This is a genomic window from Alloprevotella rava (genome assembly GCF_014195585.1).
Classification (GTDB): Bacteria; Bacteroidota; Bacteroidia; order Bacteroidales; family Bacteroidaceae; genus Alloprevotella; species Alloprevotella rava.
In genome coordinates this window covers 339220-361593 of sequence record NZ_JACICA010000001.1, presented here as the reverse complement: position 1 = coordinate 361593, position 22374 = coordinate 339220, and the positions used below count along the sequence as shown (strand labels likewise).

Here is a 22374-nt window from a genome sequence, read left to right as displayed (position 1 = left end):
ATAATTCTTTGCGAGCGATTGGTGTAGAGGTATCATTGCCGTTTTTCCTGTTGCAAACGAACCATGTGGGCGAACTCGCCGTTGCGAGCCAACAGCTCGTCGGGTGTGCCCTGTTCGCTCACCGTACCGCCGCTAAGCACCACGATGTGGTCGGCATTGCGGACGGTGCGCATACGGTGGGCGATGATGATGACGGTTTTGTTGCGCACCAGTTCGGAAATACCCGCTTGTATTTTCGTCTCGTTCTCGGCATCAAGGCTTGCGGTAGCTTCGTCGAGAAGTATGATTGGGGCATTCTTCAGCAGGGCGCGAGCAATGGAAATGCGCTGCCGCTCGCCACCCGAAAGGGTTTCGCCATTTTCGCCGATAACGGTATCGTAACCTTGCGGCATTCGGCTGATGAAGTCGTCGCACTGTGCCAGTCGGGCGACATGGCGCACTTCCTCGTCGGTAGCGTTGCGCTTGCCGATTCGGATATTGTCGGCAATAGAGGCATTGAACAGCAAAACGTCCTGAAAAACAATGGAATAGTGTTTCAGCAGCGTTTCGGGGTCAATCTTCGAGATGTCGTTTCCACCCACAAGAATTTGTCCGTCGGCAATGTCCCAAAAGCGTGCAGCGAGCTTGGCAGTAGTGCTTTTGCCCCCACCCGATGGCCCCACGAGGGCGGTAACGGTGCCTTGGCGTGCCGTGAACGAGACATTGTGCAGCACTTGCTTCTCGGTTTCGTAGGCAAAACTTACGTTGCGGAACTCTATGTCGTAGTTTTCGAGTTGTACGGCTGCACTTCCCTCCTGCGTGGGCATGTTTTCTATTTCCTTCATACGGTTGATGCGCACGTCGAGGAAGGAGAGAAGGGCAAGGTAGTTGCACACTTCGATAATGGGATTGTAGACCATTGCCGATGCCAACAGGTAAGCCAAGTAGGTGAATACCGACACTTCGCCCTGCTGCAACAGCCACGCTCCCACCAATATAACGGTGGGCATACCGAGCTTGAGCAGCATTCCGGCGAGGTTGAGGAAGACTCCTGCCACGAGTTCGCCGCGCACCAGCTCACGTTCGTAGCCCTTCAGCCGCTTGTCGAAGCTGTGGCAGTATGCCTGTTCGCCAGTGTACGACCTTATTTCCTGCATACATTCCAGCCCTTCCTGTATCTGTTCGGTTACGCCACGCTTCACTTTATAGTGCTGAACGAAAGCTTTGTGTAGCTGACGGCGCGACAGCAGCAGGGTGGTTACGGCGAGCGGAACAACCCAAAAGAGGGCTAAAGCCAAGTGCCAGTTGTAAGAGAACATGCCCACGCCGATGATGACGACGCTCAGAGCCGACGCAAACAGCTGGGGAACAGCGTGCGAGAAGGTTTGCTCGAGCATCGTGCAGTCTTCCATCACGGTAGAGGTGAGGTCGGAAAGGTTGCGTTCGCCGAAGAAAGCGAGGGGCAGTCGGCTCAGCTTTTCTGCCACTCCGATGCGGCGTTGCGCACTCTCGTTGTAGACAGTGGTGTAGGTGCTGTCGTACTGAAAGCGAGCCAAGAAGAACATAAACACTGCCAAGAGCACTGCCACAAGCACATAGAACCACAGCGTGTGCGGCTCGGTGGAGGGCTTGGCGTCGATGTATTCCATGAGGAAAAAGAACAAATAGGTGGGCGGCAGCATCAATGCGAGGTTCATCAGTGTAGAGCAGGCGATGCCTTTCCGCAAGTCTTTCGCTCCTTTTTCGGTGAGGGCGAACCGTTGTTGAAGATATTTTATCATAATCTTGTGTCCTTTCTGTTTAGGTTTATAGTTTCCATGCCACCGACTTTTGGTATTCGTTCCACATCTTATAATATAATGTGGCTTTCTCCATGAGCTGTTGGTGCGTGCCCTGTTCGGCTATTCTGCCGTTGTCTACCACGACAATGTTGTCGGCATCTTGCACGGTGGTCAGTCGGTGGGCTATCATGAGCACGGTTTTTCCGCAAGTCAGGTGGGCAAATGCCTGCCTGATAAGGTGCTCGTTTTCGGGGTCGGCAAAGGCAGTAGCTTCGTCGAGCACCACGATGGGCGCATCTTTCAGAATGGCACGGGCAAGCACTATGCGCTGCTGTTCGCCGCCAGAGAGGTATGTTCCCTCCGCTCCTATCACGGTGTTCAGCCCCTGTGGCAGCCGCTCGATGATTTCTCGACTCTGCGAAAGGTCTACGGCGCGATTCACCTGTTCGATGGTTGCATCGGGATTGCCGTAGCGTATGTTCTCCAAAATGGAGGTCTTGAACAGTCGGGTGTTCTGAAACACGAACGACACGTTGCGCATCAGCATTGCCTTATCCATGTGCCGAACGTCCACACCGCCTATTTTCAAACTGCCTTCGCGCACGTCCCAGAAGCGTGGAATAAGTCTTGCAATAGTTGTCTTGCCACTTCCAGACGCTCCCACCAGCGCAACGGTCTTGCCTTGCGGTATGTCGAGGTCGATGTGGCTTACGGCATCGCGTTCCGCCGCTTCGTATCGGAACGACACATTGCGCAGACTGACGTCGAAGGCTGTCGCTTTCTCGGGCTCGGAACTCTCTGAAAGCGGTGGCGTGGCGGTGAGTTTCTCCAATCGGTCTACCGCTTCGTTTGCCAAAAAGAGGTTCTGACTGAGGTGCATGGCTTTCATTACGTTGGCTGCAATGATGGGTGCGATGAGCACATACAGCACCATATCGGAAACGATGATGGCAGTTTCGCCGCCGTGCCCTATCAGTATGATGCCCGTAGGCACAAGCAGAAAGGCGAAAGCATTGATGGCTATGGTGTAGGCAGACATGGGCGTGCGCCACAGAAGGGTGTATCTGATGACGAGGTCGCGGTAGTTGATGATGCTGTCGTGAAAGCGTTTGAACGAGAATACCGTCTGTTGGAAGACCTTCACGACGGGTATTCCGCGCACGTATTCCACGGCTTCTGCACTCATTTTCTCCTGTGCATCGAGGTACATACGCTGGAAATCGTTGTTCTTAGGGTTCATCATGTAGCCCATGATGCCGAAGGCACACACTATCGGCACCATTGCGGCAATGCCCAACTGCCAGTCTACGGCAAGCAGAAGCACTATGATGCCTATCGGAGCCACCACGCTGCCTGCCACATCGGGCAGTATGTGTGCCACGAAAGTGTGGGTCTGGCTCGAATCTTCGTCTATTATCTTGCGCATGCGCCCCGTGTTCTGCGTGTCGAAAAAGCCCAACGGAACCCGCATCAGCCGCTCCATGGCAGTGCGCCGCATATTGGTTTCGATGCGGAAAGCGGAAAGATGCGAGAGCATGAGGGCGGTGAAATAGAGCAAAACATTCGCCACCGACACCACGAACGCCGCAATGGCATAGTCCCATACGGGCGTATCGGCAAGGTTTCCGTTGGCAGTGAGCAGCGTGCGCACCACCAACCACAGGAAAATAAAGGGTACGAGCGACAGCAGTCCGTTCACTGCCGACAGCACAACCGAGCAGGGCAGCAACGGCTTGCGCCCTCCCATGTAACGTCCTAAGCGTTTCAGTATTCTTATCATCTTCTTCTATATATGTTAAAAGGTTATTGTTTCTACGGTTTCATCAGTTCTCTCCACCCTGCCATACTATAAGCGGCATACTGCTCGAGCGCACGGTTCACCTCGCTTTCGTCGTACTCCTCGTGTTCCACAAGCTCGCAGAAGATGTTCACCCACATGGAACTCGCAATGTGCAGGAAGAAGGGCGATATGTCGATGTTGATGTGCGGATAGCGCGCTTTCATCAGTCGCAAGTATTCCGTGCCTGCTTTCAGTTGGTGTTCAGCTATTCTCTCCTTGTACCCCGCAAGCGATGTGCCTTCGGCATTGAACAGCAACAGGTGCAGCTCGGGGCGGTAAAGCCTCACCATTCGCTTCATTGCGCCGATGTATTCGTTCTGAAAATCGAGTGCGTCGAACACCTCTATGCTTAGGTGCCGCTCCTCGTTGTGCGACAGAATGTAGCGGTTCAGCTCGTTGAGCAGCGGCCGCAACACCTCGCAGAACAGCTCGTCCTTGCTGCGGAAGTAGTTGTACACGTTGCCCGCAGCAATGCCTGCACGCCGCGCCACCGTGCGGATAGACGTGCTGCGTGCGCCGTGAGCGATGAATTCCTCGTGCGCTACGGCAACGATACGCTGCCGAATGTCGTCTTTCAGTGTCTGCATACGCCCATGAAAACTTTAAATAATGAACCAAGTTCTGTTTTGTTCATAAAAAAATCGCACCGTTTCGTAATCGAACGGTGCGATTTATTGAACGAGCCTATTTGCGCTCTTACTATATAAATATTGTGTATTCGCATAGCTGCAATGTTTATTTTGCAAAAGTAGCAAAGATATAAAAACGCCGCAATACCCAAAAATAAGTATTTTGCAATAAACACTTATGTGTGTTGAATGTCTAAATTTATTTTATAAGTCAAACAACATATTGAGACCTCTGCAAAAGTCTTTTTACACCTAAAAGCTACTATTGATAATCAATGAGTTATATTTATGATTTCGCTATCTATATGAGGTTTTGCAGAGGTCTCATATTGTGAAATAGAATATGAAGATTTTCAGTTATATAAAATCAATCCCCTCACTTATAATTCTCCTCCAACATCTTTTCCAAATCCGAAGCCTTATAGAGGATTTTCCCTGCAATCTGCGTGTAGGGGATAACCTTTCGGTCGCGATAGTCCTGCAAGGTGCGGGGACTGATATACAGCCGCTCACACACTTCTTTACCCGTGAGGAAAAGCTCACCTGCAAAGAGCGGCTTGTGCGTCCCTGCCACTTCCAAAATTCTTTTCCCCACACCTCTTAGCGCCGAGACAACCAGCTGCATCTCGTCGCTTTCCATGTTCAAATCTTTTGCCATTTCCATCATATACTGTTGTTTTTAGGTTTGTCTGTTCTTGCAAGGAGCAGCTGTTCCACATCCTCACGCTTGTAATAGCACTTATGTCCGATTTGCGTAAACGGAAGTATGCCCGTATCGCGGTAATGCTGCAAGGTACGTTTGCTGATGTTGAGTAACCTGCACACATCTCCGTTGTGTAGCCAATCGGTGTGTTTGCTCTTTTCTCCGAATGCCTTGTGGCAACATTCTGCAAGGCTCAAGATTTCATCTCGCAGCTTTGCCCAATTGCTTTCTGTAATGACGTAATAGTTCATAATCTTATCTTGTTTTATTGTTTGTTGTTTCTGGTTCTTCCTGTTTACATCTGCAAAGATAATGGCGCATGTACGTCTCTCAAAGCAGCAGGGAACAGTAGGGAAGTATCGGGAACAATAGGGAAAAGAGCAATCCACTTCATCAGTTCGTGTTTGCGTTTTCCTACCCCGTCTTTTTTCTTTCATTGCAAAATTAAGATAGGACATTTCTTATTCCATCACTTTTCATTCAACTGGCAGCTTGTGGCGCTATGGCAGAGACAAAAGAGACAGATTGCTATTCTCTCCATTACACAAATGAGGATAATAAGATAATCAAAGCAAAATACTACATCTGAAAGCAAACAACGACATCGATATTTCAGCCAACCTTTTCTTCTTACCATCCGATTTTTACTTAATGAGGCAATAAATGCTCTTCTTTTTGACTTGCTTCCCTAAGAATTTAGCAGCAGACTGACGTAACATTATGCAAGAAGCTTCTGAATGCTTGGAAGTTACGCATTCTCACCCTAACTTCACTCTTGGCAACCAATTCAAGGAAATAATGAAAAGAGAAGCAGATACAGGCAATATAAACGACAGGCGAAATCACAATCGCAAGAGTAGCTCGTCCAAAAACGCAGAGATAGAAGCATATCTCTCTACACACTATGAGTTCAGATACAACACTGTATTGGGAAGAACTGAATATCACAGTAAGTTTAACAGCGATTTTGTAAAGGTCGGTCGTTATGAAATCAACACGCTCCGTAGGGAGATAGACAACGACATCGGGATTATCACATCTTCCGATAATCTCTATTCCATCATCGAGAGCAGTTTTTCTCCGCGCATCAATCCCATACAGGAGTATTTCAAAGGATTGCCACTGATAGATATAGGCGATGATAGTAGCTGTGGTGGTAGTTACAGCAGTAGTGTTGTGCCTTCTTCCTTTTCATTGAAAGCTATTCCCTATTTGGCAAGCTGCGTGGTTGTCCGTAACTCCCAAAAGTGGCTACCGTATCTCACCAAATGGCTCGTGGCAGTGGTTGCCAATGCAATGGACGATCGCGAGTGCCGCAACCACACCTGCCTTGTGCTGACAGGCGAGCAGGGGAAGTTCAAGACAACATTTCTTGATTTGCTCTGTCCGCCGGCACTGCACGGTTACAGTTATACAGGAAAGATATATCCGCAGGAGAAGGACACACTTACCTATATCGGGCAGAATCTTATCGTAAACATTGACGACCAGCTCAAAGCCCTCAACAAACGGGACGAGAATGAACTGAAGAACCTCATTACCTGTCCGATGGTTAAATATCGCATGCCCTATGACAAATATGTGGAGGAACATCCTCATTTGGCAAGTTTCGTGGCATCGGTGAACGGCAACGACTTTCTTACCGACCCGACAGGCAGCAGACGTTTTTTGCCTTTCGAAGTACTCTCCATAGACATAGAAAGAGCAAAGGCAATTTCTATGGATAAAGTTTATACGGAAGCCAAAGCCTTGTTAAGGTCAGGTTTCCGCTATTGGTTTGACGATGACGAGATAGGCGAACTGTATCGGGAGAGCGAGGACTTCCAAGTACAGACAGCAGAGATGGAACTCTTGCTACGTTGTTTTGAGAAGCCAACGGAGGACGAGAACTATTTGTTAATGACCACTACGGAGATACTCACCTATTTGGGCATTTATACCCACCAGACACTTCTTGCCAAACGTATGGGCGAAGCCTTGAAGAAAGCAGGATATATAAAGGTGAGTAAGCGAAGAAACGGTGGGAATCCCATCTATGTCTACAAGATTAGAAAAATCTTGCCATGTCCACTCATTCAAACTTGTAGTAGCCAAATGTAGTAGAATGTGTAGTATCTCCACATACCACTAACTATTGTTGATTATCAATTACTTATATTGAGATAGTATGTAGTAAGAAGAAAGATGAAAAAGTTTGGAGGGGAAAACTTTAGAAAAGAGGATTTCATTCAAACGGCATTCAAATATCATTCAAACCAACCATTATTATTCAAATAAGAATTATCCAACCATTTAAAGTTTATGACAATGAAAGAAGAAGATTTATCACTCATCAAGCGATACCCCATTGTGGCGTATCTTGAAAGGAAAGGCATCAAGCCAGTACGCAGGACACCTGCCTATGCCCTGTACCGTTCACCACTTCGTGAAGAAACACATCCGAGTTTCAAGGTGGACACAGAGAAGAACCTTTGGATAGACTATGCCGAAGGCAGGGGTGGAAGCATCATCGACATCTGTATGCGTTTGGAGGACTGCACGCTATCGGAAGCCATCCACCGCTTGGGGCAGACCACTCCTGATGATACTGCATATAGTTCTCACAACGACTTCGCGCCAAACAAATCCCAACCGGCAAACGGGGCAAGGAAACTGAAGGAGGTATCAGACACTCTGCCGCCACATTTGCAGGAGTATCTTACAAAGGTACGCTGCATTGATTTGGAGAAAGCAAGGCCTCTTCTCAAATGTATCAGCTATGAGGTAAGGGGCTGGCGCTATCAAGCCATCGGCTTTGCCAATCCATCAGGAGGGTATGAACTTCGGGACGACAAAACGTTCAAAGGAACGATTGCCCCAAAGGATATCACTCCAATATTTGAGAGCAAGGCACAGCCCATCTGCCTGTTCGAGGGATTTATGGATTTTCTCTCTTTCCTTTCAATGAAAGAAGAAGTAAATAACTACTGCCTTGTGATGAACTCCGTAAGCAATGTGGCAAGGACAGTTCACTATCTAAACGCCCACTATCTAACTCATATTCAGGCTTTCCTTGATAACGACGACGCGGGGCGAAGAGCAATACAGGAGCTGATAAAGGCAGGCTTTAATGTCGAGGATATGTCCCGATATTACAAGAACTTTAAAGACCTCAACGAGTATCATGTCAGCTGTGTTCGTGAGCAACAGAAAAAGTTGGAGAAAACACCCAAAACAAGCAATAAGGTAAAACAAGTCAAACTAAAAATACGATAGAGCAATGAAAAAGATAAAAGCAAGCAGAGAGGAGATAGACCAATCCATAAAAGAAGCGTTCAACATGAACAGACAGGAAAGTAATGAAAGGACAGAAAGGAGAAGTCTTACATACTCTTGGGAGATACAGAAGACGAGGTGGAAGAACAACCACAGGCAAAAGCTCCATCAAAGGAAACAGATTGCCGAGAAGTAATAGTTTCCGAGCCATCCGAACCTACACTGCACACAGAGAATGCAACCGTTCAACGGCGCATCAGTGCCAAGATGAGACGGGGAACGCTCGAAACCTACAAGCAGGCTTTCCTTGTTCCGACCAAATTGAACGACCGAAAGGCGGTTTATCTGAGCAAGGCGACACAGGAGCGTGCAGACTTCATCGTCCGCAGACTGGGCGACAGGGGCAGCAACCTTTCAAGTTTTGTGGAGAATATCGTGCGCATTCATTTGGAGGAATACGGTGAGGACATAGAGAAATGGAGAAAGCTGTAAACCGCACGAAAAGGGTCGAGGGTTTTACTGAAAAGAGACGTCTCTTTCACTCAGAACCCACGTCCTTTTTTAGAGAATACGATAATGCCAATTTACTGAACATGCAGAACGGAGGGAATGCCACGAACGCAGTTAAACACAGAATGCAGTGCATTCGTTTCCAAGCAGAAAAATATTTTATGTGTAAACGGCATATTGGGTAGCATTGCAAGACGTCAGTTTGTACCCACAAACTGCGCTTGCTCCCCTCATTCGATTATCGGGGAGATTAAACCGTAATCACTCCGTTCTCATCGGTCAGCCATCAGAAATTAAGAAATAACGAAAAGAGGACTTTTATATGAACAGAAACAACAGAAAGACTGCCCGATGGCAGCAACAGGAGAAGAAAGAACAGCGGATGAACAAGACGGAGTTCATCAAGGTAAGATGCACCTTAGAGGAAAAGCAGCGAATTAAATCAAAGGCAGAAAGCACAGGACGGAAGTTCTCTGATTACTGCCGCGAGATGCTTCTTAGTGGAGAAGTTATTTCTGTTCCTAAGATGACGGACAATGAAAAGGAAGCCATAGAGGTGTTGAGACGAACGGCCTACTTCTTTATGCATATTTCCAACCTTATCAAGGTAAAGGATGATGCGTGGGTACTGATTACCCAAAGCCTTTCCTATCTGGCAAGGGAAGCTTTTAAACGTTTCTTTAACCCCAAATACCGTATTGAGGAAAGGGCAATTAAACTCTTAAATCTGATGGAGAATGATAGGAAAATGTAAAGCAATAGCACATGGCAGTAATGCACTGGAGTATATTTTCAGAAAGGGGAAACTCGGAAAAACGCTTCTCTTTCACAATCTCTGCGGCACTACGCCAAAGGAGATTTACGAGGAAATGAAGATGGTCAGCGATTACAACACACGGTGCAGGAACAAGTTCCTGCGTATCGAAATCGGCATAGCACCACAGGACGAGAAAAGATTGAGTCTTGCATCCGTCCGTAACCTTGCGTCAAACTTTGCAATACGCATGGGACTTGCCAACCATCAATGGGTGGCGGTTACACATAAAGACACCGACAATATGCATATCCATATCATCGCCAATCGCATTAGTCTGTATGGCAACGTTTATGACACTACCTTTGTGAGTAACAAGGCAGCAAGGGTTGCAGAGGAACTCAGCCGCAAGTATGGTATGACCTTCGCAAAGGAAGTCAAGACGGAAAGGATATACAAAAAGATAAAAGCTAGCCCAACAAGAGAACAAACAAAGCAGCAGGTACAGAAGATATGCTATGCTTTACTTGATAGGTACAAAGGCACAGGCATCACAGGGCATTCGATGTTCCTCTACGACCTTAGCAAGAGTGGTGTAACCATTGAACGCTTGAAAAACAAGCAGGGAAAGATATATGGATTGAAGTTCGCATACGACAGCCAGACTTTCAAGGCATCTGAAATCGGCAGGGAGTTCGGTTACCGTTCCTTGCAGAAGAATTTTGAGATAAGTAACAAGACAGAACCAAAGAAAGCTACGACAATGGCAGATGAGCTGGCAAAGAACAAAATTCAATCCGATACAGGTTATCAACTTGTTCCTCCCAGCCGCTCCTATACGTCACCTGCCAACACAAATGAAAATTCATCTATTGCACAAGCCGTAGGAAATGTAGCAAGCACCGCCTTGAATGCAGCTGAAGAAATGATTTCGGGGGCAGGTGGACTTATCAACCCACAGACACACGGCGATGATTATACCGAGACAGCCTGGCAGCACAAATTTAGAAATCAAGCCAAGAAAAAGAAGAAACGAGGGAGAGGATTGTAACCATTTTTCGTTATCCCTATCTTTCCCCAAAACGAAGACAAAGCAAAAGAGAGAAATCTTCATCAAAAACGCTTGTTATTCAAAGCAAATGATTATCTTTGCAAATAGAATAACAAGCGTTCTTTGTTAATGCAGAAACCCGCGACTAAAAGCAGTTCGCTCGTTTCCAAATCGTTACCTATTCAGTCTATGCAACAAGGTAACTTCTTTATTTTCAATTAGATACTTTTTGAAAAGTATCTCGCTCAGTGAAAAAATCAGAACCTAAACGCTGTTGAATTTCTTCAGGAGAGAAGAAACGCCCTCCGTCTAATTCGTCGGAAGGATGAGGCTGCACAGCAGTTGTAGTGCGAAAGACATTCACAAGTTCGCGCTCTCTGCTGGATTCAAAGACATAGCGTGTTACAAACTCAGGCTGATAATCCGCAGGACGAAGGCCCAATTCCTCCCAAACCTCCCGCACCAAAGCATCCTCTATACTCTCGCCAAAATCTACGTGTCCGCCACACGCCGTATCCCATCTCCCTGGCTGTATGTCCTTCCAGTCGGGACGCCTTTGCAGGAACAGTTCTCCTTTTGCATTAAACACATGGAGATGAACCACGGGGTGGAGCAATTTAGACCCATCGTGGCAATGGCCACGCGAGGCTTGTCCAACAACACGCCCCGCTTCATCAACGATGGGAAATATCTCGTTTTTATTTTCTTCCATTTTTTCAGCAGTTGGGTACGCTTTCTTTCGTCAGCAAGACAAAGAAGGCAGAACACATCAGAAGTTGAGTAAACAGCCGTCGCCGTAGGAAAGGAAACGGAAGTCGTGCTCCAGTGCATAGTTATAGATGCGCCGCCAATCTCCTTTGACAAAGGCAGAAACAAGCAAGAGGAGAGTGGACTGCGGCTGGTGGAAATTCGTTATCATCGTCCGTACAACGTGGTACTCATAACTCGGAGCAATCATTATCTGTGTGCTGGTGTGAAGCGTAGGCAGGTTGTTACGCTCCAGATAGTCGAGAATGTTTTGCAAGGCCTGCAAAGTGGTGAGCGGTTCAGCAGTTTGCGCTGCATATTCATAAGGCATCCATTGCGGCACACGCAATTCTTCCTCGGTAGCATTAGGATTCTGCTGCAAGATTACGCCTATATAATAAAGGCTCTCAAGAGTGCGCACCGATGTAGTACCTACAGCGATACATTGCCCACCGTGAGCTATCAGTTTCTCAATCGAAGTGCGCGCCACAGCAATCCACTCACTGTGCATCGTATGCCCTTCGATTTCTTCGCTCTTAACAGGCTTAAACGTGCCAGCACCTACGTGGAGCGTAATCTCATCGCGCTCTATGCCGTGGGCATCTAATTGTGACAACAACTCGTCGGTGAAATGAAGGCCAGCAGTGGGAGCTGCCACTGAACCTTTTATCTTAGAATAGACCGTTTGGTATTCTTCCAAATCCCGTTGTTCCGTGTCGCGGTTCAAATATGGTGGTATGGGCAATTCACCTATCGCATCGAGAATCTCGGAGAAAGCGACGGTATCATCGTTCCAATCGAAAGTTACTTCGAAGCCCGTGCCGGAAACTCCTCCGCGCTCGGCCGTCAGCGTGAGCAATTTATCCCCCACCTTGATTTCCTGCTCCAAACGTCCTTCTTTCCATTTCTTCATATTACCGATGAGACAGGTCCAAGTGACACGGCGTGTAGTGGAAAAGTTCACCTGATAGTCGGACGGCGTGTGCGGTTCGAGACAAAAGACCTCGATGAGAGCACCTGTAGCCTTGCGGAAATGAAGACGAGCATAGATCACCTTCGTATTATTGAACACTATGAGTTGTCCAGGCTGCAGATAATTTGTCAGATTGTGGAAAACATCTTCTCTGATGCCTTCTTGATTATAAAGGAGCAACTTGGCCTCATCTCTTTTCTCGAGCGGATGTTTTGCAATGCGCTCGTCGGGCAAGTTGTAGGAAAAGTCTTTGATGTGTATATGTCGTGGATCTTGCATAAGTTGTAAGTTTTTTTCAGTCGGCAAAAGTAATCAATTCAAATGGTACAAACAAAAAGCACCTCCCGCGTGGGGAAGTGCTTGAGGGAGATAGGAAGCGAGACAAGGGAGAGGAAGTTAGTTGAGCACTTCCCATTCGATGAGAAGCTTGTTATCGCTCACATGACTTCCCGCCAAAAAGAGCGCATAGCTCACTTCCAAACGCCCGCCCAGCTCGGACATGGCAGCCTGATAGCGATGCGTATGGATCTGCATAGGTAGCGCACCATGGGGAGTGATGTAGCGAGAATCAACACGCTCGCGTTCGGCAAAAGTCATACGTGAGCGCACCTGTCCCATACGCCGCAGTTCAGCCTGCGCCATATCGAAGAGAACATGAGTAGAGCCGCCATTGTCAGCCTCGTTGTAGCTGAGCAGATGACGGTTGTCGCGAATACCCCAAGTGCCTTTGAATGTATTTTGAATCTTTTCAGTTTGTCCGCCAACATTTGTAATCAGGCGGGTATGAATGGTAACGGTTTGCATCTTTATCGTACTATGATTTTCTTACTATTACGAAGATAAATTCCTGGTTCTGAAGGACGCGCAACACGGAGGCCGTCAAGGCGATGCCAAACCTCTCGCCCCACAACTTCGGCGGAACGAACGGCCGTAGTAGCAGGCAGCGTGAACGAAACTTGGCGCACTACCTTCCACGGGCTGCGCACGAGCAAGGTATAGGTTTGGCCTGGAACGAGCGCGGTGAACTGAACGGTATCTCGCATCGATTCGCCACCATTTAGGTAAATATATTTCGGATGACGCGTACCCTGCACCGACACATCAAGACCAGGAATGATTTCATAGACCAAAGACTGACCCGAACGGTAGGAATTCGCAGCGTTCTCAACGGAAAGCATTATGCGGACTACGCTGTCGGAGGGAAAAGCCAACTGTGGTTCGGAAAAGATCAATTGTGCTCCGCTCCCTGCTACTACGGTCAGCGTGTCAAGACTGAAGATATGGCGGTCGTCGGGCGTTAATCGGAGGATACGTTGGCCCAACTGACGAAAGCGCGCATGCAGCAGAAGAGTCTTAGCCTCGCCCGGCTGCAAAGTTGCAGAGGTGATGCCGACGTAGTCCGCTTGTCGCAACGTATCGGTATCAGAGGGGAGATTGGTGAATAGGGCAAAAGGAGTAGTTAGTGGGTATGTAGCAGTGTTTCTGACAAAGAGACGGATGCGCGTATATATGTCGCGTGTGGGAGCATCAAGGATGTGCACGGAGTCGATAGCTATTTCTGTCCCAGTTCGCTGAAGCGTGTCGGGGAGTTCCACGGAAAGATTGTCGGGATGTAGGAACAACACTTCTCTATTTGCAAAGAAACCCTCTCCCTTTCCTACTTCCGTTTCCTGACCGAGCGGTTCTGGGAAATAAAGAATATCGAAATTGAAATAGCCGTCATAATCGCCGCCATAGCCCCAATTAACATGGAAGTTTCCGGCCTTATCCTGGCCGTCGAGCACAAAGGCATGTCCGCCAAGATGCTGAACATTGCCAGCACAATATACTGGGCGTCCGGATTCTACTTCGTTACGGATAGCTGCTACCCAAGCAGAGGGATCGTACTTATAACTGTCGAGATAGTGTACATACTTCAAACCAAAAACGCGCTGCAGCGGCTCGAGAGCGCGATAGGTATTAGCACCGCTTTCTCGCAGCCCCCAATTCATATGAACAGCCTGGCCGAGATAATAGCTCAAACGGGCAACAGCATCTATGGACGCAGCGGATTCCGCACCAGTGTAGTGCGACAGTATCAGCCTTGAATCGACAGTCGCTCCAGGGTTAATGTCGGGTATCTGGTAGTTTTTCGTTGTCCAACCTTTGAGCGTATCTTGCAAGGTATAGACACGCTGATAATAAGTCAGTATCTGTTCTAAGGCCGTAGCCACACAGCCCACCACGCAACGCTCCGAACTGAGAACAGAATCGGCGTTAAGAAAGAAAGGACAAGCGGAATTATAGGGATGTCCCTGCGAGCGAATGGAAGAAAGCAGAGGCAGGACAACACGTCCCGAGAAAGCAGGAACAGAACGATGGTGCGCATCAATGGGCAGCAGGGGCAAGAGATGGTCATACTGCTGCAAAAGAGTGGAAAGCGCGGGTGGAATGACGCGAGCCTTGTAAGTGCCGTAAGCCAGTACTTCGGGAAGGCGATCATCAGCAGCCGCGAGAACAAACTTATTGCCCGCCACAAACAGATAAGAGGCTGGAGAAGTGCGCAGGGTGAGCGGATGGACAGCTGCTTTGCGCTGGCCGCTCTGCTTGAAATAGGAAGCTACACGTGCCCGAGCCTCATCTTCACTTACGGACTGAGCGGAAGCTACAAAAGCGAAACAAAGAAGTAAAACAGAGAAGCACACGCACCGCAATAATAAGTGCATGCGAAAATGGGAGAAGCCGAGAAAAACAGTATTTCTCCGCGATATTTTGAAAGGGATATATTTCATTAGAATAATAAAAACGGACAGCAAGTTTTTTCTGTTGATACTTACATCAAAGGTGAGAAAACGCGGGCATGAGATTCGAGCAGACGCCGCCATAAAGGCCGGTGTTTCCAATCCTCGTAGCAAACCTCTTCACAATCCTCTTGCGCTGTCAGAAAGAGATCTCGCAAATTAGTTGCTGTCTGCTGATTGTAAACGTAAGCATTGGCCTCGAAATTGTTCTCAAAACTACGGAAATCCATATTGGCCGATCCGACAGAACATACTTCGTCGTCGGCAACGAGTACTTTAGCGTGCAGGAAACCGCCTTTATAGAGGAATATCCTTACGCCAGAAATCAGTACATCTTGGAAAAAACTCTCGTTGACCCAGCGAAGAAATTGAGAATCAGGTTTCTCGGGCAACATAATACGCACGTCAACGCCCACAAGGGCTGCCGTCTGCAACGCCTGCAAGAAAGCTTCCGTCGGAACAAAGTAAGGCGACTGTATATAAATGTATTTGCGAGCGTTCTGTATGAGCCATGAGAGCGAATAGGCAATCTCTGGATACTGCGCAAAAGGTGTGCTGAAAACTATTTGAGTGAGCTGTCGACCAAAAATTTCTGTGGATGGAGGGAAATAGCACCGCTCCGTTTTCAATTCTTCCGTTACAAAATACCAATCGGAAAGAAACACGCGTTGTAGGACTCCGACACTCTCACCTTTGAGCTGCAGCTGCATATCTAACCAGTCGGCACGGCGAAGTGGGGCGTAGCGAAGCGCGAGATTCATGCCGCCAATAAAACCCGTATGACCATCGATAACACAAACCTTGCGATGATTGCGATAATTGACTTTTCGCGTCAAAGAAGGGAAACGTACGGGTTCAAAAGCCGCACAGCGAACACCAGCCTTTTCTAGCCGATGGAAAAAAGTCTCAGGGACACGCCAACATCCCACATCATCGTAGAGAAGTCGGACCTCCACACCTTCCCGTGCCTTGTCCGCCAGAGCATCTGCAACAAGCTGGCCGATTGCATCGTCTTCAATGATATACGTCTCTATATGTATGTGATTTTTTGCGGCATAAATGGCGCGCAACAAAGCGTGGAGAAACTCGCGTCCCGAAGGCAACAGAACAGCAGAATTATTGCCTGTGATTATACTATAATGATTCCGTTCAATACCTTCAGCGAGCGGAAGAAAATGTGCCGGAATTTCACGAGTAGAAGGCTCGGCGCAAACTTCCAACATACGTTGCGTGATGCAGTCATAAGCACGTCGGCGGAAATGATGCTCACGCCGAACGTTTTGTCCGAAGAAATAGAAGAATATAAGGCCTATGATGGGCAACAGCCATATCACAATGAGCCACGCAATAGTTTTGGCCGGCTGGCGGTTCTCCAAAACGATGACTATAGCCGTACTCATGATGAATAGGGCGTATGCAATCAGTAATATGTATAGAAGTACTTCCGTCCACATTTTTTCTATTTCTTACTCTGATAAGTATCTTCGCTACCTTCTTTCGCAAAAATACGGGAAAATTTAAGATATCACGCCTCACCTCCCACTTTTTCTACCGCACCTACTGAAACTTCGTTATTTAATTCCAAAAATATACTTTTCTATCCTTGTTATTCCAAAAGACATGATTAAAACGTTTAAAAAACTTTAAGCCTAAGAGCCTTTTATTACTTGAAATAATTACAACATCTTTATATTCTCGTAAATTCAATCTTAATCTATTAAAAGATATTGTTTTAATTTCTTTCACATTAAATAATGTATTGTTAGTGGTTATATTCGTTGTATAATCACTCAACAAATTAAAATAGTTATCAATGTCGGATTCTTTTAAAGCCAAATCTCTATCAAATCCGGTATCTATTAATATATTATCAAATACAACATTCCCTATCTTCATTGAACAAGTCGGTGTAATCGAATCTTCAAAATTCAAACAAATTGCAGATATAGGAAAATTCATGATCGAGTCTTTCGGCATAAACTCTATATAATTATCTACAAAAGAAATATAAAAATTTGTCTTGTAAATCATATTCATTCCTATAATTCCTTTTATATTCATAAAAGAATGATTAGAAAAAACTTCAGGAGAAGATATAAAAATAAAATTATGAAATGACACTTTATCATTAATACTTAATTTCTTTCCAAAAAAAGCAGGAACTATTTTTTGGGATCCATAAGTATCCGAAATAAAGATAGGAAATAAAAATACAGACATTTCTATATCTTTAGTGTTCGAAAAACAAGAGCCATTTGCTCCTGTATCAAAGATAAACCCATTCTTAATTATAATGCCATTATTACTATTGGAAAAATAAACCCTACCATAAGTAGAGGTCACCAAAGCACTGTCAAGTATTATGTAACCCAACAGCAGACAAAAAATTATAATAAATAATACTATAAATATAATTTTATACGTCTTTTTAATGTGACATCTAATACTTTGAATCATGTTATTAATAGATTTCTTCAAAATTATTTGGAAGAAGAAAGAGTAGGAAAAGCCTTACCCTATTGTAGTGGTGAAAAAAACTGATGTATGCTCAGAAATCCTCCTCAAGTTCGTCGCGTTGATTCTCCGGCCAGTTCACAAGATAGAGTCTGCCGGTGGTTCTCGTAAAGGCAGTGTAAAGCCACCGCAGATACGCTGTCGAATCCATATCGGGCGGCAGATAGCCTTGGTCCACAAAAACGCGGCTCCACTGCCCGCCCTGCGCCTTATGACAAGTTACGGCGTAAGCATATTTGAGCTGCAATGCATTATAATAAGGGTCTTGGCGGAGCTGCTTCATGCGTTCTTTCTTCGTTGGGAGAAAAGCATAGTCGGCCAGTACGTTTTGAAAGAGACGTTCCTGCTCTTCGTTCGTCAGAGAAGGCGACTCGCTGGTCAGCGTATCAAGCAGGACGCGACAGTCCATCTCGTAGTCGTTATAATCCGGAAAGCGAAGCGTGGCATCAGCAAAATGAAAGCTATATTGCTCGTGCACGTTGCGAATACTAACAACTTCGGCCGTATCTCCATTTGCAATGAAATCGAAAGGTAAGTGCTCGTCCTTTCCGAGCGTCTTTAGTAATTGCTCGGTCCAGAAATAATTGTTTTTCACAGCCATCACCAAATCGCCACGAGCCAGCTGGTCTTCACGATCAAAGATGCGCGCGCGGATTCCTCCATTGTAGACATTGGCCCGCTTATTGGAGCGTGTCACTACTATGGTGTCGCCCGTTCCATAATCACTGTACGCGTCGACAAGTGTCTCTATAAGTTCATCTCCGGGCAGGAAGCGCACCTCTCCGCGCCTACTTCCTTGAATCACGGGCATATCCAGTAATCCCGCGGATAAATGTTCGCGCAAACGAGTGGCACCGCTCAGCACATCAGAACCTTTCGACTGGCGCATAACTTCTGTCAAATCGGCCTCATCAACATCCAAACCATAGGTGCGAAGCACATCGGCACGAAGCGCAGGGCTTTCGTCCTCCCCCACTGGCGGCAACTGCGCCGTATCGCCCACAAAGAGCAGTTTACAACCCTCAGTACCATAGACATATTGGAGAAGGTCATCGAGCAGTAGGCCCGTTCCGAAGATACTCCCCATGCCGCCCTGATTGCTCAGCATGGAAGCCTCGTCAACTATAAAAAGCGTGTAGGGAAACTTATTGAAGCCGAGCGAAAAGCGCGTCCCCTCACCGTTAAAGCTTTGCTGCCGATAGATGGTCTTATGAATCGTATAGGCAGCAGTACCTGCGTGGGCACTAAACACCTTGGCCGCTCGTCCCGTAGGCGCAAGCAGCTGGACAGGCCGCTCCAATTTCTGCATCACTCTGACCAGCGCGCCCACAAGTGAGGTCTTGCCCGTTCCCGCATAGCCCCGAAGGATAAATGCAGCCTGCGGGCGCGGCAGCACGAGGAAACGTGCCAGTTTCTCTGCGGCTTCGCGCTGTTTGGAAGTAAAAGGAAAATGAAATTCCTGCGCTATCTGTTCAACCAGTTCTTCGTATATCATTGTGATACAAAAGTAGAAAATTATTTGTAATTTTGCTGCCCAGCAACGTAGCAGGTACATACCTATCAACAACCTTAGTTTGTCGATGGCTTTCTTCAGCTTACGTTCTGACTTCTTTAATTTGCATCTCAACACATATGGAACTACCCAAAGATCCCATGATGCTATACAGCGTCATCAATATGAAACTCCGCGACAACTATAAGTCGCTCGACGAACTCTGCAAGAAAGAGGATGTTGAGCGCACAAGTATCGAAAAACAACTGGCTACAGCCGGTTTCGAATACTCCTCGGAACATAATAAATTTTGGTGATACCGATGCGCATACTTAGGCAATATCCGTTCTCGCTTATCTGCGTGGTGCTCATCTGGGTGCTATGCTTCGACACAGCCGATGGAATGCCGAGTGTCAGTATTCCCAACATCGACAAGCTGGTTCATTTCGCGATGTACTTTGGCACTTGCTCCACCATCTGGTGGGAACGTCTCAAAGCCACAGGGCGAGAAGATTTTCGCTGGCTCGCCTGCTTCGCGGTTATAGCACCTATCCTAATGAGTGGGGCAATAGAAATTTTGCAATCGCAGACAACTTACAGGAGCGGGGATTGGGCCGATCTCTTGGCCAATAGCCTTGGTGCGTTTGCGGCAATTCCGCTCGGCCACTTCCTACTAAAGCCTGTCTTTGAAAGTCGCTCCGACGAGCATATAGGCGATGGGCAACAATCGACATAAGCCACCTTGACCCCCGCGCCACTTCCTCACGAACAATCCTATACCTCCTGCATTTTTGCGCAACATATTCATTCTGACATCCTATGGAAACGAGTCACTTTCCCACAAAGCTCACCATTCGAGTATCTGACACTCGCCTCTGCTTTGCGCGCTACGAACTGCGCCGCGAACCGCTCTTTGCTTTCTCCTCCTGGCAACTGCGCCAAGAGTTCTCGTTGCTGCAAAACCTGCGTGAAGCCATGGATCGCGAGGAACTATTGCAGGCTCCAACCAGTCACATTGAGATTCTCTGCTGCCGACCCGTCACTCCCGTACCGCTGGCCGACTTTCAAGAGGAGGACTGCACGAACATATATAAATATGTATTCCAGCAGGAGCGTCCCCACCGCGTGTTCTACGATACTTTGCCGTGTGCCAATGCTGTTCTGCTCTACGGTATGAAGGAGGAAATTTGCCGCGCCATAGAGGAAGTGTTCGGAGAAGTCCACTACACCTCCGCGCTCACCTCGCTGCTGGCCCATCTCTCCCAGAAAGGGTTGAGCAATGGTACTGGCCGCCGCTTTTTCTGCTATCTACACAACAACACGATGGACTTTGCGGCTTTTAGTCATACCCGACTTGAACTCATCAATACTTACGAGATTCACAACACTACAGATGCGGCTTATTATACTTTTAATGCGGCCCAAAAGCTGGGGGCAGACCTGCGCCATGACACTTTCTTTATCACGGGTAATAAGGCTGAACGCGAAAAGACGGTAGAATATTTCCGACAGTTTGCAGCAAACGTCTATGGCGTTAATCCTACGGCTGAATACAACCGTTCCATTGTGGCAACTACTCCTGGTGTGCCCTATGATATGATAACTTTCTTGATGGAATAAGCCATGCGAGTAATTACTGGAAAATATAAAGGCCGCCGCTTCGACGTGCCGCGCACTTTCAAAGCCCGTCCAACGACCGACTTTGCCAAGGAAAATGTGTTCAACGTACTGCGGTCGTACCTCGACTTTGAGAAAACCACTGCGCTCGACCTCTTCGGAGGCACGGGGAGTATCACGCTTGAGTTGCTCTCCCGCGGATGCCCGCAGGTGACCACTGTGGAGAAGGATCGCCAGCACTACTTGTTTATCCGTTCCGTACTGCGCGAACTCAACGACGAAGCAGCCAATCCCTTGCAGGGCGATGCGCTCAAATTCATCGAACGCTGTCGGCAACCCTTCGAACTTGTTTTTGCCGATCCGCCTTACGCGCTGCCAGAGTTGCCTGAGCTGCCAGAACGTATCTTGAAGAGCGATTGTCTCAAGCCAGGCGGACTCTTCATTCTCGAACATGGCAAAAACCACGACTTCAACCACCTGCCGGAGTTCTTAGAGCATCGTTCCTACGGCAGCGTTAATTTCTCCTTCTTCCGCAAGCCCGAAACGGCGGAATAAGGGCTGCTCCCAGCAAGAGCATCGGAGAGCTTGACACAAAGGAGAAAATCACCATTCTCCTATAAGTATGCTCCCATAAGATAGGATAGAGATTCCTGCAAATAGTAAGAATTCCGCCCTATAACAAACCCGCCCATTTTTTGACATTGGCTTAGGGTGAAATAGATGTTAACAATATAAAAATCCGCAGTATCTGTCAGAAAATGCACGCCGTCGGCCCACGCAGACTGATGCAGATAGTGCGGATTTTGATAGGAAAATGCCCATTTTCCTATTTCTAAACAAAAACAGCCCGCTTTTTTCCGTCAATTTCCTTATCGCGTCAGCCGATAGCCTTATTGTGCCAGCCGACGCAATAAGGATGTCCACGGATAGCCTTATTGTATTCTCAAACATCCTTATTGGACGGGGCGGACGAGGCGGACTCATCTGAGAACAACTTTGCTCTGAGTTGGATTTCAAGCCATTCTCGAGGCCGTAGAATAAGAGATTATTTTACAATGCTTAAGATTTTAATAAATAATATAATAGGACTGTTGCTTTGGTATGATAAAATCTCGTAACTTTGCACTCCGAAACGTTTCAAACATCTTTTATGTCTAGCACTAAACCTATCAGAACCGCCCTGATTTCAGTTTTCCACAAGGACGGCCTTGAGGAAATCCTCAAAACACTTCATGAGAAAGGTGTCAAACTAGTCTCAACCGGCGGCACACAGCAGTTTATCGAAGATTTAGGGTTTCCCTGCCAGAAAGTAGAGGAACTAACCACATATCCCTCCATCCTAGGCGGCCGCGTCAAGACGCTACACCCCAAAGTGTTTGGTGGAATCCTGGGCCGTCGTGGTTTGGCAGAAGATCAAGCCGAGATGCTGAAGTATGCCATACCGCAAATCGACCTCGTCCTTGTTGACCTCTATCCTTTCGAGGAGACAGTGAAGAACGGAGGTAGTGCAGAGGAGATTATAGAAAAGATCGACATCGGCGGCATCAGCCTGATTCGCGCTGCAGCTAAGAACTTCAACGACGTTGTTATCATTCCTAGCAAACACGAGTATGCTGAATTCCTCAACATCCTCAAGAAGCAAGGTGCTAAAACAGATGTTGAACAGCGCAAGCATTTTGCCGAGCGGGCTTTTGCTACTTCCAGCCACTATGATACGGCTATCCACGAATGGTTTACGAAATAAATAAC

At 47.3% G+C, this 22374-nt stretch carries 22 protein-coding genes; 10 read left to right on the top strand and 12 right to left on the bottom strand.

The features are described 5' to 3' along the window. Nucleotides 1–32: 32 nt before the first annotated feature. The 5 genes from FHS60_RS01350 to FHS60_RS01330 all read right to left on the bottom strand — a co-directional run bounded on the left by FHS60_RS01350 (nt 33) and on the right by FHS60_RS01330 (nt 5183). Nucleotides 33–1760, bottom strand: coding sequence for an ABC transporter ATP-binding protein (locus tag FHS60_RS01350; RefSeq protein ID WP_183693965.1), 1728 nt, complete (start codon nt 1758–1760; stop codon nt 33–35). Nucleotides 1761–1785: 25 nt separating this feature from the next. Further along, complete coding sequence (locus FHS60_RS01345) at nt 1786–3540, bottom strand: ABC transporter ATP-binding protein (RefSeq protein WP_183693962.1); 1755 nt, start codon at nt 3538–3540, stop codon at nt 1786–1788. Between the two features lie 32 nt (nt 3541–3572). Continuing rightward, nucleotides 3573–4187: a TetR/AcrR family transcriptional regulator gene (locus FHS60_RS01340; RefSeq protein ID WP_009348151.1), complete on the bottom strand. Its 615-nt coding sequence runs from the start codon at nt 4185–4187 to the stop codon at nt 3573–3575. A 418-nt stretch (nt 4188–4605) separates the two neighbouring features. Continuing rightward, nucleotides 4606–4896 carry a helix-turn-helix domain-containing protein gene (locus FHS60_RS01335; protein ID WP_009348149.1) on the bottom strand — a complete coding sequence of 97 codons (291 nt, stop codon included), beginning with the start codon at nt 4894–4896 and terminating at the stop codon, nt 4606–4608. Continuing rightward, nucleotides 4893–5183 (bottom strand): helix-turn-helix domain-containing protein, encoded by a 291-nt coding sequence (locus FHS60_RS01330; RefSeq protein ID WP_009348147.1) that lies wholly within the window; start codon nt 5181–5183, stop codon nt 4893–4895. Before FHS60_RS01330 ends, FHS60_RS01335 begins: the two co-directional genes overlap by 4 nt. A gap of 469 nt (nt 5184–5652) precedes the next feature. Between FHS60_RS01330 and FHS60_RS01325 the strand changes: the two genes are divergently transcribed. From FHS60_RS01325 to FHS60_RS01305, 5 genes are all read left to right on the top strand, one after another. Beyond that, nucleotides 5653–7032, top strand: a complete 1380-nt coding sequence (locus FHS60_RS01325) for a virulence-associated E family protein (protein WP_183693959.1) — start codon at nt 5653–5655, stop codon at nt 7030–7032. 207 nt (nt 7033–7239) lie between these two features. Beyond that, nucleotides 7240–8187, top strand: a complete 948-nt coding sequence (locus tag FHS60_RS01320; RefSeq protein ID WP_183693956.1) for a toprim domain-containing protein — start codon at nt 7240–7242, stop codon at nt 8185–8187. 117 nt (nt 8188–8304) lie between these two features. Continuing rightward, a complete protein-coding gene (locus FHS60_RS01315; protein WP_244957388.1) occupies nt 8305–8679 on the top strand; it encodes a DUF3408 domain-containing protein in 375 nt (124 codons plus the stop codon). A 340-nt stretch (nt 8680–9019) separates the two neighbouring features. Beyond that, the gene (locus FHS60_RS01310; protein ID WP_004346518.1) at nt 9020–9451 is read left to right on the top strand and encodes a plasmid mobilization protein; all 432 of its coding nucleotides are present in this window, start codon (nt 9020–9022) and stop codon (nt 9449–9451) included. Next, nucleotides 9435–10502, top strand: a complete 1068-nt coding sequence (locus tag FHS60_RS01305; RefSeq protein ID WP_183693953.1) for a relaxase/mobilization nuclease domain-containing protein — start codon at nt 9435–9437, stop codon at nt 10500–10502. Before FHS60_RS01310 ends, FHS60_RS01305 begins: the two co-directional genes overlap by 17 nt. 214 nt (nt 10503–10716) lie before the next feature. Here the strand turns inward: FHS60_RS01305 and FHS60_RS01300 are convergent, their stop codons facing one another. The 7 genes from FHS60_RS01300 to FHS60_RS01270 all read right to left on the bottom strand — a co-directional run bounded on the left by FHS60_RS01300 (nt 10717) and on the right by FHS60_RS01270 (nt 19011). Further along, a complete protein-coding gene (locus FHS60_RS01300) occupies nt 10717–11214 on the bottom strand; it encodes an NUDIX hydrolase (RefSeq protein ID WP_183693950.1) in 498 nt (165 codons plus the stop codon). A 57-nt stretch (nt 11215–11271) separates the two neighbouring features. Next, nucleotides 11272–12501 (bottom strand): S-adenosylmethionine:tRNA ribosyltransferase-isomerase, encoded by a 1230-nt coding sequence (locus tag FHS60_RS01295; RefSeq protein WP_183693947.1) that lies wholly within the window; start codon nt 12499–12501, stop codon nt 11272–11274. A gap of 117 nt (nt 12502–12618) precedes the next feature. After that, on the bottom strand, nt 12619–13026 hold the full coding sequence (locus tag FHS60_RS01290; protein WP_183693944.1) for a YwiB family protein: 408 nt from the start codon (nt 13024–13026) through the stop codon (nt 12619–12621). Between the two features lie 2 nt (nt 13027–13028). Continuing rightward, nucleotides 13029–14927 (bottom strand): C10 family peptidase, encoded by a 1899-nt coding sequence (locus tag FHS60_RS01285; protein ID WP_183693941.1) that lies wholly within the window; start codon nt 14925–14927, stop codon nt 13029–13031. 107 nt (nt 14928–15034) lie between these two features. Next, nucleotides 15035–16456 carry a cardiolipin synthase gene (gene cls, locus FHS60_RS01280; protein ID WP_183693937.1) on the bottom strand — a complete coding sequence of 474 codons (1422 nt, stop codon included), beginning with the start codon at nt 16454–16456 and terminating at the stop codon, nt 15035–15037. A gap of 121 nt (nt 16457–16577) precedes the next feature. After that, nucleotides 16578–17480, bottom strand: a complete 903-nt coding sequence (locus tag FHS60_RS01275; protein WP_183693934.1) for a hypothetical protein — start codon at nt 17478–17480, stop codon at nt 16578–16580. A 70-nt stretch (nt 17481–17550) separates the two neighbouring features. Then, entirely contained in the window at nt 17551–19011 is a 1461-nt protein-coding gene (locus tag FHS60_RS01270; protein WP_183693930.1) for an ATP-dependent DNA helicase, read from the bottom strand. Between the two features lie 137 nt (nt 19012–19148). Between FHS60_RS01270 and FHS60_RS01265 the strand changes: the two genes are divergently transcribed. From FHS60_RS01265 to FHS60_RS01245, 5 genes are all read left to right on the top strand, one after another. Then, complete coding sequence (locus tag FHS60_RS01265) at nt 19149–19325, top strand: DUF4250 domain-containing protein (protein ID WP_183693927.1); 177 nt, start codon at nt 19149–19151, stop codon at nt 19323–19325. A gap of 5 nt (nt 19326–19330) precedes the next feature. Beyond that, nucleotides 19331–19744, top strand: a complete 414-nt coding sequence (locus tag FHS60_RS01260) for a VanZ family protein (RefSeq protein WP_183693924.1) — start codon at nt 19331–19333, stop codon at nt 19742–19744. Nucleotides 19745–19827: 83 nt separating this feature from the next. Then, a complete protein-coding gene (locus FHS60_RS01255) occupies nt 19828–20628 on the top strand; it encodes a DUF3822 family protein (protein ID WP_183693921.1) in 801 nt (266 codons plus the stop codon). A gap of 3 nt (nt 20629–20631) precedes the next feature. Continuing rightward, entirely contained in the window at nt 20632–21180 is a 549-nt protein-coding gene (locus FHS60_RS01250; protein ID WP_183693918.1) for an RsmD family RNA methyltransferase, read from the top strand. 595 nt (nt 21181–21775) lie between these two features. Beyond that, nucleotides 21776–22369 carry a hypothetical protein gene (locus FHS60_RS01245; protein ID WP_009347391.1) on the top strand — a complete coding sequence of 198 codons (594 nt, stop codon included), beginning with the start codon at nt 21776–21778 and terminating at the stop codon, nt 22367–22369. Nucleotides 22370–22374: the final 5 nt, after the last annotated feature.